The sequence below is a fragment of the Micromonospora sp. WMMA1949 genome (assembly GCF_027460145.1).
Taxonomy (GTDB): domain Bacteria; phylum Actinomycetota; class Actinomycetes; order Mycobacteriales; family Micromonosporaceae; genus Micromonospora.
The window spans coordinates 3558685-3573408 of record NZ_JAPZBG010000001.1 but is presented as its reverse complement, the minus strand read 5'-3'; the positions used below and the strand labels follow the sequence as shown (position 1 = coordinate 3573408).

Genomic DNA, 14724 nt, shown 5'->3' with positions numbered 1-14724 from the left:
GTCGTGTACATCTCCGCGCGCGCCGACTACGCGCTCCGGGCCATGCTCGCCGTCGCCGACGCCGCCACCACCACCGGCGACCCGGCCTCCGGCGGCGGCGAGCTGGTCAAGGCGGCGAGCCTGGCCGAGAGCCAGGACATCCCGCTCAGCTTCCTCCAGGGCATCCTGCTCGACCTGCGGCGGGCCGGACTCCTGCACAGCCACCGCGGCACCGAGGGCGGGTACGCGCTGACCCGCCCGCCGGACGAGATCAGCGTCGGCGACGTGCTACGCGCGGTCGGTGGCGCGATCACGAGCGTCCGGGGCATTCCCGCGGACCGGGCCGGCTACCACGGCGTGGCCACCGGCCTGCGGGACGTGTGGCTGGCTGTGGACGGCGCGATCGCCCTGGTCGTGGACCGGACCACGCTCGCCGACCTGCTCAGCGACCGGGCCACGGCGCCCTGACGCGCGTCCGTCACCGGGCCGGCGGCTGCGCCTCGCGGACCATGCGGATCTCGCGTACGCCGTCCTGGACCTGCGTGGTCCCGTCGGCGACGAAGCCGTGCCGGCGGTAGAACGCCTGGGCACGGGGGTTGGGGTCGGCGACCCACAGCGCCGCCGGCTCCGCCGGGTCGAGGACGGCCCGCAACAACGCCGGACCGGCGCCGGTGCCGTGGTCGGCCGCGTGCACGTAGAGGACGTACAACTGCCGCGCCCACGCCGCCTCGGCATCGAGCGGCGGGCCCGACATCGCGATCCCGACCAGCTCGCCACCCCGCTCGGCCACCGCCGCCCGGTTCTCGCGGTAGCGCTCGTCGGTCAACGCGGCGGTCCAGAACCGCTCCCGGAAGGCCGGGAGGCCCGGATCGTCGAGCACCGCGTCCGGCATGAGCCCGCGATACGTCTCCTGCCAGCACCGCACATGGACGCGCGCCATACCGGCGGCGTCCTCGGCCCGGGCCGGGCGAACGGTGAGCGGCGGGTGCACCGTCGCATCGTAGGCGGCCGTCCGGGTCCGACACCGCCCCTCTTCGGTGCGGCTACTGAGTGTGCGGAGCGCTCATCCCAGGCGTGAAGCTGCGGGCCGCGCCCCGGTCCCGCGGGCTGTCGTCGGACGGCTGCCAGGGCCCGAACGCGGCCACCGCGGCGAGCGCCAGGCCGGCCCCCGCCACCGCGAGAACCAGCAGCACTTCCCGTGCTCCGCCCGATCCGGTCTCCCCCGCCATGAACCGCTCCCTCCGCGTCCGGTCGACCCCCCGACCGGTCCCCCGGGCGACAGCATCGCCGCCGGATTCCGGTCGGGCAGTCGGGCAGCCGACCGAACAGAGACTGATTCCCGACTCAGGAGCGAACGCCCGGCCGGTCGGAGGCGAGGCCGGTCAGGCGCGGGCCGCCCGGGCCCGGCCCGGACAAACACAAGTCCGACCGGACGGGCGGCCGGTCGGACGACGGGCCGCGGTCAGCGGCGACGCGGGCGCCGACGGGGCCGGGTCGCCGGGGCGGGGTGCGCGGCGGCGGGCGCGGCGATGGTCACCGGCACGCCGGACGGCTCCCGGGCGCCGGTGAGCCGGCTCAGCTCGCTGTCGCCGGGGCGTACCCGCGTGGTCTTGGGGTTGATGCCCGCGGTGCTCATCAGCCGGGCGACGTCGCGGCGCTGGTCCGGCAGGACCAGCGTGACCACGGTGCCCGACTCGCCGGCCCGCGCGGTCCGGCCGCCCCGGTGCAGGTAGTCCTTGGCCTCGGCGGGCGGGTCGGCGTTGACCACCAGGTCCAGCCCGTCGACGTGGATGCCCCGGGCCGCCACGTCGGTGGCCACCAGCGCGGTGACCTGGCCGGTGCGGAACTGCTCCAGGATGCGGGTGCGCTGCGGCTGCGACTTGCCGCCGTGCAGCGCCGCCGCGCGTACGCCCTTGGCGAGCAACTGCCGGGCCACCCGGTCGGCGCGGTGCTTGGTGGCGATGAACACGATCGTGCGGCCCTCGCGGGCGGCGATGTGCGCCAGCGCGGCCTGCTTGTCGTCCGCCTCCAGGTGCAGCACGTGGTGGGTCATCGCGGTGACGGTGGCGGTGCCCGGGTCGACGGAGTGCGTCACCGGGTCGGTCAGGAAGCGGCGGACCAGCCGGTCCACGCCCCGGTCCAGGGTGGCCGAGAAGAGCATCCGCTGCCCACCCGGCGCGACCTGCTCCAGCAGCTTCGTCACCTGCGGCAGGAAGCCCATGTCGGCCATCTGGTCGGCCTCGTCCAGCACGGTGATGGTCACCTGGTCCAACCGGGCGTCCCCGCGGTCGATCAGGTCGTGCAGCCGGCCCGGCGTGGCCACCAGCACCTCGGCGCCGGCCCGCAGCGCGGCCGCCTGGCGGCCCAGCGAGAGCCCGCCGACCACAGTCGCGCAGCGCAGGCCGAGCGTGGCCGCGTACGGGGTGAGTGCGGCGGTGACCTGCGCTGCGAGTTCCCGGGTGGGTACGAGCACCAGCGCGAGCGGGCGGCCCGGGCGGGCCCGGCGACCGGCCGTACGGTGCAGCAGCGGCAGCCCGAACGCGAGCGTCTTGCCGGAGCCGGTACGGCCCCGGCCGAGCACGTCCCGGCCGGCCAGGGAGTCCGGCAGCGTGGCCGCCTGGATCGGGAACGGCGCGGAGATGCCCTGGGCGGCCAGCTCGGAGACGAGCGCCGGAGCCAGGCCGGTGGCGGCGAACGTGGGCAGGGTCGTGGTCATGCGGACAGCCTTCCTCGAGGCGGCACGTGTCGAGGAAGGGCGCCGGGCTGCGGCGCGTCACCGGCGTCACCGGTGGTCACAAGCACGAACCGAAAGGGACGGGCCGGCCCGGCAGAGGCGGGCCGGCCCGTGCACCGCGCCCGAGAGGGCGCAGTGGTGGTGCCGGTTGATCTGAAGATCAGAGCGGGCGGATGTTCTCCGCCTGCGGGCCCTTCTGGCCCTGGGTCACCTCGAACTCGACCCGCTGGTTCTCGTCCAGGCTCCGGTAGCCGGAGGTCTGGATCGCCGAGAAGTGGGCGAAGACGTCGGCGCCGCCGTCGTCCGGGGTGATGAAGCCGAAGCCCTTGTCAGCGTTGAACCACTTGACGGTGCCAATTGCCATGTGTTTCGTCTCCTTGACGGAACGGTCGGCCCGCACGTGTTGCGGGCCGGAGAGGAGCACCCCGCGCGTGGAATACGCGGCGTGCCTGTCGCTGCTGGTCGCCCCGCCCGGAGAACTCCGGACACAACAAAGAGCGCCTGGGGCCACAATCCGCCAGGCGCACACAGAGTCTCTGGAAACCAAAACTGCAACCCGGACAACGTATCACGGATTCGTGCGCCGCGGGAGATCCCCCGGGATTTCCGGCACGGCGGCCACCAGATCGGCCAGCCCGTCCGCGTCGAGCAGGTCGGCCGGGCGGACGGTCGCCGAGTCCCGCACGTAGTGGAACGCGGCGCCGACCCGCTCCACCGGCACCCCGGCCAGTTCCGCCCAGGCCAGCCGGTAGACCGCCAGCTGCACCGCCGCCGCGTCGACCTCCCGGCCGGTGGGCTGCCGCCCGGTCTTCCAGTCGACCACGTCGTAGCGCCCGCCCGGGCGGGCGAACACGGCGTCCATCCGCCCCCTGACCACCACACCGGCGATGACGGTGGCGAACGGCACCTCCACCTCCACCGGCACCCGGTCGGCCCACTCGCCGGCCAGGAAGCGCTCCTGCAACTCGACCAGCGCCTCGTCCGGGGCCGCGCCCTCGTCCGCCGCGCCGGGCAACTCGTCCACGTCGAGCAGCCGGTCCGCGCCGAAACGCTGCTCCAGCCAGGCGTGGAACGCGGTGCCGCGCCGGGCGTACGGGTTCGGCTCCGTCGGCATCGGGCGGCGCAGCGTCCGGGCCAGTGCCTCCGGGTCGCGGCGCAACGCCACCAGCTGAGTCACCGAGAGGTGGCCGGGCAGTTCGACCTCGACCGCCTCGGCCTGCCGGGCCAGCTCCGCCCGCTCGGCGAGCAGCAGATCGGCCTCGCGCCGCCAGCGGGCCACCTCGGCGTCGTCCGCCGTCGTGGCGAGCAGTGCCGCCTCGCGCCGGGCCGCCTCCGGGTCGGCCAGGTGACGGCGGACCAGCGCCGCCGCCTCGGTCAGCGCCGGCCGGCGGGCCCCCAGCGGGTCGGCCGGCCACTCGGCCCGCAGCACCGTCTCGGTGGTCGGGTTCACCGCGTCCCCGGCCGGCTCGGGCGTCCACGCGTCCACCACGTGCCCGTCCGCACCGGCCAGGCAGGCGTCGTGCACCTCGCGCAGGAACACCGACGGGCCCCGGAACCGCTTGGTCCCCTCCCCCCACCAGTAGCCGGAGCAGAGCAGCAGCCGGCGGGGACGGGTCACCGCCACGTACGCCAGCCGGCGCTCCTCCCGCTCGTCGTGCGCCCGCCAGGCGTCGGTGAAGTCGGTGAGCGCCCGGGCCACGCCGCGCTGGTCCTCCGCCTCCGGCAGGGCCAGCTCGGGCAGCCCGTCCGCGTCGCCGCGCAACGGGAACGGCAGCACGCCCAGCCCGCCCAGCCAGTGGTCGGAGTTGCGGACCGGCCCCGGCCAGACGCCCCGGGTCATCCCGGCGACCGCCACCACGTCCCACTCCAGGCCCTTCGCGGCGTGGGCGGTGAGCACCTGCACCGCACCGGCCACCACCTCGACCTCACCCGGCGCCAGCCCGCGCTCCTCGTCCTCGGCCGCGGCCAGGTAGGCGAGGAAACCGGCGAGCGTCGCGCCGGGCGTCTCGCCGCTGAACCGGGCCGCCACGTCGCCGAGCGCGTCCAGGTGGGCGCGGGCCAGCCCGGCGTCGCCCGCGCCGTCCCGGCCGGCCCGGACCGCCACCTCGACGTCGAGGCCGATGGTCCGCTCGATGTCCGCGATCAGCTCCGGCAGCGACTGGTCCAGCCGGTAGCGCAGCAGCGCCAGCTCCATCCCGTACGAGCGCAGCCGCGCGTAGCCCTCGGCCGAGTACGCCTGCGCCGGCCCCAGATCCGCCAGCGCCTCCACGAGCGTCGCCTCGTCCAGCGCGTCCACGGTGATCTCCGGGCCCTCGTCGCCGGTCAGTTCCCGGCGGCTGCGGGCGATGGCGCGGGCGCGGCGGTGCAGGGCGACCAGGTCACGCGGGCCGATCCGCCAGCGCGCGCCGGTCAGCAGCCGCAGCAGCGCCGCCCCGTCGGTCGGGTCGGCGAGCACACGCAGCGTGCACACCACGTCCCGTACCTCCGGGGTGTCCAGCAGCCCACCCAGGCCGACCACGTCGACCGGTAGCCCGCGGGCGCGCAACGCCGCCTCGATCGCCGGGATCTGGCTGCGCAACCGCACCAGCACCGCGGTGGTCGGGCGGCGGTCGGCGGGGATGTGCTCGGGCAGCGCGCCGGGCATCCCGGCCGCGCCCCGCCAGGCCGCCAGCACGCTGTCCGCGATCCAGTCGGCCTCGTCGGCGTACGTCTCAAGCAGCGCGCAGTGCACGGTGCCGCCGCTCTGCCCGCTGGGCGTGCGGTGCGGGATCGGGTCGCGGACGCTGAGCGCGGCGTGCAGTTCCGGCACCCGTGCGCCGGCCGCCCGCAGCGGCACCGACAGCGTGTTGGCGACGCCGAGGATCTCCGGCCGGTTGCGCCAGCTCGTCGTCAGGCTGAGCACGTCGGCGGGGCTGCCGTCGGTACGGGCGAACTCGGCCGGGAACCGGTCGAGCGTGCCGGCGCTGGCCCCGCGCCAGCCGTAGATGGACTGGCACGGGTCGCCGACGGCGGTGACCGGGTGGCCGCCGCCGAACAGCGCGTTGAGCAGCACCACCTGGGCGTGGCTGGTGTCCTGGTACTCGTCGAGCAGCACCACCCGGAACCGGTCCCGCTCGATCACGCCGACGCCGGGATGGTCGCGGGCCACCCGGGCCGCGCGGGCGAGCTGGTCGGCGAAGTCCATCGCCTCGAAGTCGTCCTTGCGCCGGGCGTACGCGCGGACCAGCGGCAGCAGCTTCAGCCGGGTCCGCTGGAGCTGGAGCGCCTTGCGCACGTCGGCGTAGACGCGGCCGGGCCGGGACTGCACGTCGGCGAAGAACCGGCCGGTCCAGGCGGCCAGCTCGTCCGGGTCGACCAGGTGTTCGTCCAGCTCACCGGCGAGGGCCAGCACGGCGTCGGTGATGGTCGACGGCATCCGGTCCACCTCGGACATGTCGCCGTCGTAGTTGCGCACCAGCAGGTCGACGAGCTGCCAGCGGGACGCCTCGGTGAGCAGCCGGGTGGTCGGCTCGTACCCGGCGCGCAGCCCGTGCTCGGTGACGATCCGCCCGGCGTACGAGTGGTACGTCGACACGGTCGGCTCGCCCGCCAGCGGATCGTCGTGCGGATCCCGCCCCTGTCGGCCGAGCCGCCGGATGAGCTGGTCGAGCCGCGTGCGGACCCGGTGCGCCAGCTCCCCTGCCGCCTTGCGGGTGAAGGTGAGGCCGAGGATGTGCTCGGGGCGTACGTAGGAGTTGGCGACCAGCCAGACCACCCGCGCGGCCATCGTCTCGGTCTTGCCCGAGCCGGCGCCCGCGACCACCAGCAGCGGTTCCACCGGCGCGGCGATGATCGCGGCCTGCTCCCGGGTGGGCGCGGGCAGCCGCAGCAACCGGGCCAGCTCGACGGGCGTGTAGCGGGGCCCGGCGTCGGCGGTGCGCGGCGCGGGCGTGGCGGAGGCGCCGAACAGCGCCGGCTGAACGGTCACGGTGCCGTCCTTGTTCGCGACTGCGGGGCTCGCAACACCGGCTCACTCCTCGCGCTCACGAGGTCTCCGGGGGCGGTTCGACCACCTGGCGGCCCTGGCCGGAGACCGGGCAGCTGGTGCGGACCGGGCAGACCCGGCACTTGGAGTTGGCCACGGCGGCGAACGTCGAGGCGGCCATCGTGTCGGCGGTCCGGCGCACCAGCGCGGTGGCCCACCCAGCCTCCGGCCCCTCCCCGGCCGCGGCCTGCGTCTGTTCCTTGGCGTCCCGCGCGCCGGTGCCGAGTTGCACCAGCGCGGCCCCGCCCGGTTCCTCGCCGAACTCGGCGAACCCGCCCGCCTCGACCGCCGCCTGGTACGCACCGAGCTGCGGATGCTCGGCCACCTCCCGCTCGGTGACCGCCGTCGACTTGCCGGTCTTCAGGTCGATCACCACGAGCCGCCCCTCGGCGTCGACCTCCAGCCGGTCGACCCGGCCGGTCAGCTGGATCGGGCGGGACGGGTCGTCGAGGCGGACCGCGAACTCGTGCTCGATCGCGAGCAGCCGGCGCGGGTTGCCGGCCAGCCAGCGCAGCAGCTTGTCCACCATCGCCTCGGCGCGCTGCCGCTCCGGACCGGCCATCCACCGGGCGGCCAGTTCGATCGCGTCGAACCGGGCGGCCACGTACTCCAGCAACGCCTCCCGGTCGACGCTGGCGTCCTCGGCGAGCATCGCCGCCGCGTGCACCAGGTTGCCGACACCCTGCGCGGCGCTCGCCGGCGCGCTGCCGCCGTGCCGTTCCAGCAGCCAGCGCAGGCTGCACCGCAGCGCGCTCTCCATGGCCGACGGGGTGACCCGCACCGGCTCGCCCTCGTCGACCAGCGGCCGGTCGTCGGACAGGCCGCGCAACCCCCACCAGTCGTCCGGGTGCGCGCCGGGCACCCCGGCGGCGGCCAGCCGCGCCAGCTCACCCGCCGCCGCGTGCCGCCGGGTGATCGGCGTCGCCGGGTCGGTGACAGCGGTACGCAGCTCCGCCACCAGCGCGGACAGCGTGAGCCCACGCGGCGGCAGGGTGACCGGGAGCGCGGCGGGCGGCCCGTCCTGCGGATGCTCGTCCCCGTGCGGCACCGGCCCGTCCGCGGCTTGCCCTCGGTTGGCCGGGCCGTTCGCGCCGTTCCCGCTCGGTCCGTTCCCGCTCGGTCCGTTCCCGCTCGGTCCGTTCCCGCTCGGTCCGTTCCCGCTCGGTCCGTTCCCGCTCGGTCCGTTCCCGCTCGGGTTCGGGCTGGTCGGGGCGGTGCCGCCTCCGCCGGTGGCGGGTGGGTCGGCGGCGGCGAGTTCGTGCAGGAAGCGGCTCGGCTGTTCCTCGTGGTCGTCCCCGCCGACAGCGGCGGACGCGACAGCGGTCACGAGCAGCCGCCGCCGCGCCCGGCTGATCGCCACGTGGAACAGCCGCCGCTCCTCGTCCAGCAGCGCCGACGTCTGCCCGACCAGGCTGGCCCGCAGCCCGGCGCCGTCGGCGCGACCGGCGAGCACGTCGACGAGCCGCTCCGAGCCGAGCAGGCTGCCGCGCAGGCGCAGGTCCGGCCAGACGCCCTCCTGCACCCCGGCCACGGCGACCAGATCCCACTCCAGGCCCTTGGCGGCGTGCGCGGTGAGCAGGCGTACCGCGTCGCCGCGGTCGGCGGCGGCGGCGAGCGTGTCGGCGGGCAGCTCCTGCCCGAGGACGTGGTCGAGGAACACCTCGGTACGTGCGCCGGGCAACCGGTCGGTGAACCGGGCCGCCGCGTCGAAGAGGACGAGTACGGCGTCCAGGTCGCGGTCGGCCGCCTCGGCCCGCCAGCGCTGGGCGGTCTCGTGCTCGCCGGTTGCCGCCCGCCCTCTGGTGATCGCCCCGGCCCAGCGTTCGGCCAGCCCGCTCTCCCGCCACACCGCCCAGAGCACGTCCTCGACCGTGGCACCGGGCCGGGCGGCCGTCTCCCGGGCGGTCGCGAGCAGGTGCGCCACGGCCTGCGCGGGCGCCGCCCACCGACGCTCGATGGTGGCCAGATCGGCCGGTTCGCGCAACGCCTCCACCAGCAGCTCGCCGGACGGGCGGCGGTCACCACCGGCCAGCGCCAGCGCCCGCAACCCCTGGCGCAGCCGCCGTTCGGCCAGCGGGTCGGCGCCGCCCAGCGGCGAGTGCAGCAACGCGACCGCCGCTTCCTCGTCCAGCCGGTCGGGTTCGAGCGCACAGCGCAGCAGGAGCAGCAGCGGGGCGACCGCCGGCTGGAGGTGCAGCGGCAGGTCCTCGCCGTGCACGACGGTCGGCACGCCGGCGGTGTGCAGGGCGCGCCGCAGCGACGGCAGTTGCCGGCCGGTGGACCGGACCAGCACCGCCATCCGGGACCACGGCACGCCGTCGAGCAGGTGCGCTTCGCGCAACGCGTGCGCCAGCCACGCCGACTCGCTGGTGGCGGAACGGAACGTGCGTACCTCCACCGTCCCGGCCGGCGCCCCGGGAAGCGGGCGCAGCCGCCGGTGCGCCGCCGGGCCGCGCAGCCGCCGGGCCAGCCGGGCGGTGGCCGCCAGCAGTTCCGGCCCGGCCCGGTAGGAGGTGGTCAGCGTGACCTGCGCCGCCGGCGCACCGGAGGCGGTCCGGAAGCGGTGCGGGAACGTGGTGACGCCCGCGGGGTCGGCGCCGCGGAACGCGTACGTGGACGAGTCCGGGTCGGCGAACGCGACGAGGGACCGGCCGCCTCCGGCCACCACGGCGAGCAGGTCGAGCTGGGCCGGGTCGGTGTCGGCCAGCTCGTCGACGTACACGTGGGCCAGGCGGCGGCGCTCGGCGGCGAGCAGCTCGGGGTCGTCGAGCAGCATGCCGGTGGCGGCACGCACCAGTTCCGCCGGGTCGTACGCGACCGAGCCCCGATTGCTCACGTCGCGCAGGGCGAGCACGGCGACGTACTCCCGCAGGAAGCGCGCGGCGGCCGGCCAGTCGGCGCGGCCCAGCTTCTCGCCCAGCCGCGCCAGCTCGACCGGGCCGACGCCGCGCTCCGCGGCACGCATCAGCAGGTCGCGGAGCTGCTGGGCGAACGCCCGGGTACGCAGCGCGGGGCGCAGATCCTCCGGCCAGCCGACCGGGTCGTCGCCGGGCTCCTCACCCACCACGTCGAGCAGCTCACGGATGATCAGATCCTGCTCGGGTCCGGTGAGCAGCCGGGGTGAGGGCTCGCCGCGTTCGGCCGCCGCGCGGCGCAGCAACCCGAAGGCGTACGCCGGGAACGTGCGCACCAGCGGCTCCCGGACCACCCGGTGCCCGCCCTCGGCGATCCGCGCCTCGATCCGGTGGCGCAGCTCGGTGGCACCGCGCCGGCCGAAGGTGAGCACCAGGATCCGCTCCGGGTCGACGCCCTCGGCCACCCGGGCGGCCACCGCCTCGACGAGCGTCGTCGTCTTGCCGGTGCCGGGACCGCCCACGACGAGCATCGGCCCGTCGGTGTGCGCGACCACTTCGGCCTGCACCGGATCGGCCCAGCGCCCGGTGTTCGTGCCCTGCTCGGCCACGCCCTGCGGCGAAGGGCTCCCGGGTGAAGGCACGCCGGTCGCCGTCTGCGACAGGGCGTTGCCGGGTGGCGTGGCGGTCTGCGGGCGCGCGGCATCGCCCGCCGACCCCCCGGATCGCGGCTCCGCATCGGCCGGCCCGCCGGGCCGACCCACCCCCTGCCCCGCCCCGGCGTCGTGGGGGACCCCCGCCTCCGCGCCGCCGGGCCGGCGCACCAACCGGTACGCCTGCATCACCGACATCCCACCACGCCGGTACGACACCCGGAAACCGACGTCCACCCCGCGCGCCGCAGCTCATCCGGGTGACGCGACAACCGCATCCGCTGTCCCGGTCGGCGGACGCGGAGGCGACCACAAGTCCGGCGCAGCGATGACGCCTACCGACCCCGACTGCGTCCCCTGAGACGGGGCTCCCATCCACCATTCGAGAACCGCTTCCCGCCTCCCGAGATCCGGACAGATCTTGGTACGAAAGTGCCCCCACAGGGGCCATTTCCTACCAAGATCTCCCCGCGGGGCAACGCGGCGCGGCGGGGCGGGGGGTCAGGTCAGGCGGGCGTCCACCAGGTCCAGGGCGGCGGTGACACTGTCGGCGACCATCAGCAGGTCCAGCGCGGCCGGCTTGAGGAACTGCTGTTCGCCGAGCCCGCGGATCCAGTCGAGCAACGGCCGGTAGAAGCCGTCCACGTCGACGATCACCATCGGCTTGGCGTGCAGGGCCAGGGTGGCGGTGGTCCACACCTCGAACAGCTCGTCGAGCGTGCCGAGGCCGCCGGGCAGCGCCACGAACGCGTCGGACTTCTCGTCCATCAGCGTCTTGCGGCTGGCCAGACTGTCGGTCACCAGCAGCTCGTCGGAGTCCAGGTCGGCGACCTCCAGGTCGACCAGGGACTGCGGGATGACACCGACGGTGCGGCCCCCGGCCGCCCGCGCGCCCTGCACCACGGCGCCCATCATCCCGACGCAGCCGCCGCCGCTGACCAGCGTGTGCCCGCGCCGGGCCAGTTCCGCACCGGTCTCGGTGGCGAGCGCGAGCCAGCGGGCGTCGAGGGTTCGGGAGGACGCGCAGAAGACACAGACGTTGGCCACGGGTCAGCTCCGTCCCGCCGGGCCCTCGGGGGCGGCCTCGGCGGCGGCGCGCTGGTCGGCGGCCAGCCGGGCGACCGCCTCCTCGCGGACCGCCTCCTGCTCGGCGGAGAGCACCGCCTCGGCCTCCACGATGTGCCGGACGGCCTCGTTGACGTCGTCGGTGAGACGGATCAGGTCGAGGTCGGCCTGGCCGATCTTGCCCTCGGCGGCCATGGTGCCGCGCAGCCAGTCGAGCAGGCCCCGCCAGTAGTCGGTGCCCATCAGCACGACCGGGAAGCGGGTCACCTTGCCGGTCTGCACCAGGGTGAGCGCCTCGAACAGCTCGTCCAGGGTGCCGAAGCCGCCGGGCAGCACCACGAACGCCTGGGCGTACTTGACGAACATGGTCTTGCGGGCGAAGAAGTAGCGGAAGTCGATGGCCAGGTCGACCCAGTCGTTGAGGCCCTGTTCGAACGGCAGCTCGATGCCGAGCCCGACGGAGAGGCCGCCGGCCTCACCGGCGCCCCGGTTGGCGGCCTCCATCACGCCGGGGCCGCCACCGGTGATCACCGCGTAGCCGGCCCGGGCCAGGGCGCCGCCCAGTTCCTCGGCCATCCGGCACTCGGGGCTGTCCGGCTTGCTGCGGGCGGAGCCGAAGACGCTCACCGCCGGGGGCAGGTCCGCGAGGGTGTCGAAGCCCTCGACGAACTCGGAGAGGATCCGCAGCGCGCGCCAGGCGTCCTTGGTCTTCCAATCGCTGCGGCCCCGGGAGTCGAGCAGCCGCTGATCAGCTGTACTCGTCGGAATCGCCCGATTGCGCAGCGTCACCGCCCCGCGGTGCCGTTCTCCCCGGTGCCGCTCCCCCCGCCGGCCGCCCTCGGCCGACATTTCCCTGCTCTCGCCCATGGGGCCACCGTAGTGGAGCGGCTCTCACGCGGCGCGCAGGCCCGGGAGCCGGAGAAATCTTTGGGATCCGGGCAACTAATTCGGTCGCACGGACGTCTTACTATTCACATACCCGGTATACCCCGGGCGACGCGCCTTCGGGGGAGGAGCCAGCGTTGATCAGTAACAGCGAGATGATCCGGATCCGCCGTCAGATGCAGCGACGGATCCGCGACGTGGTGGCCGAGCGCCGCCGCGCCCGGATGATGGAGACCCACCGGTCCGACCTGACCGGCGAGACCGGCGAGGCGGACGCACCCCTGACGACGACCGTCTGACGGTCCCGGGGCCCGCGGGGCGGGCGCGGGCCCCGGGATCGCAGCGCGTCAGGCGGGGGCCAGCCAGCGGTGCAGCGTCGCCGCGCCGTCCCGGATCTTGGTCAGTTCGACGTGCTCGTCCTTGTGGTGCGCCAGGTTCGGGTCCCCGGGGCCGAAGTTCAGCGCCGGAATGCCCATCGCCGCGAACCGCGCCACGTCCGTCCAGCCCAGCTTGCCGATCGGCGCGGCACCGACCGCCGCCAGGAACTCCTGCGCCGCCGGGCTCTCCAGCCCGGGCGGAGCACCGGCGGCCGCGTCGGTGACCTCCAGGTCGAAGCCGGCGAAGACCTCGCGCAGGTGCGCCTCGGCGCCCGCCGGGTCGCGGTCCGGGGCGTACCGGTAGTTGATCTCGATTTCGCACCGGTCGGGGATGACGTTGCCGGCCACCCCGCCGGTGATCCGCACCGCGTTGAGGCCCTCGCGGTAGTCGCAGCCCTCGATCGTCACCCGGCGCGCCTCGTACGTGGTCAGCCGCCGCAGCACCTCGCTCGCGCCGTGGATGGCGTTCACGCCGTGCCAGGAGCGCGCCGCGTGGGCCCGCTCGCCGTGCGTGGTGACCACCGCCCGCATGGTGCCCTGGCAGCCCGCCTCCACGATCCCGTACGTCGGCTCCAGCAGCACCGCGAAGTCGGCGTCCAGCCACTCGGGGTGGCTCTGCGCGACCAGGGTGAGGCCGTTGTACCTCGACTCGATCTCCTCGGCCTCGTAGAAGAAGTACGTGACGTCGTAGCGCGGGTCGGGCAGCGTCACCGCCAGGTGCAGCGCGAACGCCACGCCGGACTTCATGTCGGAGGTGCCGCAGCCGTACATGAGGTCGCCGCGCATGGTCGAGGGAAAGTTGCCGTTGAGCGGAACGGTGTCCAGGTGACCGGCGAGCACCACGCGCTGCGCCCGGCCCAGGTCGGTACGGGCCATGACGGTGTTCGAGTGCCGGTAGGTGGTCAGGTGCGGCACACCGCGCAGCACCTCCTCGACGCAGTCGGCGATGGCCTTCTCGTTGAGGGACACCGACTCGATGTCGACCAGGGCGCGGGTCAGCGCCACCGGATCGGCCAGGACCTCGGGGGTCAACGGGTTCTGCATGTCTCGCACGGTACCGTCATCCTCGGTGGGCGCGAGGAACACGTGCCGCGCCCCGGCCGCGAGCAGCGGCGGACGCCGCCGCCGGAGCAGAGAGGTGTCACCGTGACGTCCGCACCATCCGCCTGGGGTATCGGCCTGGCCACCGTCACCGCGCAGGACCAGGTGCTCGACACCTGGTACCCGACCGGCAAGCTGGGCCTGGGCGAGCTGCCGCTGGTGCCCGGCGAGGACCGGGCCGACGTGCTCGACCTGCCGCCGGGTGCGATCGGCGAGCGGGCGCTGCCCGGGTTGCGCACGGTCGAGGTGACCACGCTGATCGGCTCGCTGGACGACCCGATCAAGGACGCCGCCGACGCGTACCTGCGGTTGCACCTGCTCTCCCACCGCCTGGTGCGGCCCAATGAGCTGAACCTCGACGGCATCTTCGGCAAGCTGGCGAACGTGGCCTGGACGTCGGCCGGGCCGTGCCCGCCGGAGCGGGTGGACGAACTGCGCGTCATCGAGCGGGCCGCCGGCCGTCACCTGTCCGTGTACGGGGTGGACAAGTTCCCCCGGATGACCGACTACGTGGTGCCGTCCGGGGTGCGGATCGCCGACGCGGACCGCGTCCGGCTCGGCGCGTACCTGTCCTCCGGCACCACCGTCATGCACGAGGGCTTCGTCAACTTCAACGCCGGCACGCTGGGCACCTCGATGGTCGAGGGCCGCATCGTGCAGGGCGTGGTGGTCGGCGACGGCTCCGACATCGGCGGTGGCGCCTCGATCATGGGCACGCTCTCCGGCGGCGGCACGGAGAAGGTGCGCATCGGTGAGCGGAGCCTGGTCGGCGCGAACGCCGGTGTCGGCATCACGCTGGGCGACGACTGCGTGGTGGAGGCCGGCTGCTACATCACTGCCGCCTCGAAGATCACCCTGCCGGACGGCCGGACGGTCAAGGCCCGCGAGCTGTCCGGCGTCGACGGGCTGCTGTTCTGGCGCAACTCGGTGACCGGCGCGCTGGAGGCGAAGCCGCGTACCGGCCAGGGCATCACGCTCAACGCCGCGCTGCACGCCAACGACTGAGCCGTACCCCCGTCCGGGTCCGCGCTCACCGCGCGGACCCGGACGGACG

12 protein-coding genes are annotated in these 14724 nt (G+C 75.0%); 3 read left to right on the top strand and 9 right to left on the bottom strand.

The window, feature by feature from the left end; genetic code table 11:
• Positions 1 to 3: 3 nt before the first annotated feature.
• Positions 4 to 447, top strand: coding sequence for an RrF2 family transcriptional regulator (locus O7607_RS16940; RefSeq protein WP_269704163.1), 444 nt, complete (start codon positions 4 to 6; stop codon positions 445 to 447).
• Positions 448 to 457: 10 nt separating this feature from the next.
• Here O7607_RS16940 and O7607_RS16935 read toward each other — a convergent pair whose 3' ends face one another.
• From O7607_RS16935 to O7607_RS16900, 8 genes are all read right to left on the bottom strand, one after another.
• Positions 458 to 970 carry a GNAT family N-acetyltransferase gene (locus O7607_RS16935; RefSeq protein WP_269704162.1) on the bottom strand — a complete coding sequence of 171 codons (513 nt, stop codon included), beginning with the start codon at positions 968 to 970 and terminating at the stop codon, positions 458 to 460.
• A gap of 52 nt (positions 971 to 1022) precedes the next feature.
• Complete coding sequence (locus tag O7607_RS16930) at positions 1023 to 1172, bottom strand: hypothetical protein (RefSeq protein ID WP_269704161.1); 150 nt, start codon at positions 1170 to 1172, stop codon at positions 1023 to 1025.
• 269 nt (positions 1173 to 1441) lie between these two features.
• Entirely contained in the window at positions 1442 to 2695 is a 1254-nt protein-coding gene (locus O7607_RS16925; protein ID WP_269704160.1) for a DEAD/DEAH box helicase, read from the bottom strand.
• 178 nt (positions 2696 to 2873) lie between these two features.
• Entirely contained in the window at positions 2874 to 3077 is a 204-nt protein-coding gene (cspE, locus tag O7607_RS16920) for a transcription antiterminator/RNA stability regulator CspE (RefSeq protein WP_013288421.1), read from the bottom strand.
• A gap of 204 nt (positions 3078 to 3281) precedes the next feature.
• Complete coding sequence (locus O7607_RS16915) at positions 3282 to 6680, bottom strand: ATP-dependent helicase (RefSeq protein ID WP_269704159.1); 3399 nt, start codon at positions 6678 to 6680, stop codon at positions 3282 to 3284.
• Between the two features lie 55 nt (positions 6681 to 6735).
• Positions 6736 to 10431 (bottom strand): ATP-dependent helicase, encoded by a 3696-nt coding sequence (locus O7607_RS16910; RefSeq protein WP_442929527.1) that lies wholly within the window; start codon positions 10429 to 10431, stop codon positions 6736 to 6738.
• Between the two features lie 312 nt (positions 10432 to 10743).
• Complete coding sequence (locus tag O7607_RS16905) at positions 10744 to 11289, bottom strand: TIGR00730 family Rossman fold protein (protein WP_269704158.1); 546 nt, start codon at positions 11287 to 11289, stop codon at positions 10744 to 10746.
• 3 nt (positions 11290 to 11292) lie between these two features.
• The gene (locus tag O7607_RS16900) at positions 11293 to 12156 is read right to left on the bottom strand and encodes a TIGR00730 family Rossman fold protein (protein ID WP_269706999.1); all 864 of its coding nucleotides are present in this window, start codon (positions 12154 to 12156) and stop codon (positions 11293 to 11295) included.
• A gap of 173 nt (positions 12157 to 12329) precedes the next feature.
• Between O7607_RS16900 and O7607_RS16895 the strand changes: the two genes are divergently transcribed.
• Positions 12330 to 12491 (top strand): hypothetical protein, encoded by a 162-nt coding sequence (locus tag O7607_RS16895; protein WP_181726661.1) that lies wholly within the window; start codon positions 12330 to 12332, stop codon positions 12489 to 12491.
• Between the two features lie 48 nt (positions 12492 to 12539).
• On the opposite strand, the gene dapE is transcribed toward O7607_RS16895, so the two are convergent.
• Positions 12540 to 13613 carry a succinyl-diaminopimelate desuccinylase gene (gene dapE, locus O7607_RS16890; RefSeq protein ID WP_269704157.1) on the bottom strand — a complete coding sequence of 358 codons (1074 nt, stop codon included), beginning with the start codon at positions 13611 to 13613 and terminating at the stop codon, positions 12540 to 12542.
• Between the two features lie 102 nt (positions 13614 to 13715).
• Between dapE and dapD the strand changes: the two genes are divergently transcribed.
• The gene (dapD, locus tag O7607_RS16885; protein ID WP_194800455.1) at positions 13716 to 14675 is read left to right on the top strand and encodes a 2,3,4,5-tetrahydropyridine-2,6-dicarboxylate N-succinyltransferase; all 960 of its coding nucleotides are present in this window, start codon (positions 13716 to 13718) and stop codon (positions 14673 to 14675) included.
• Positions 14676 to 14724 lie beyond the last annotated feature (49 nt).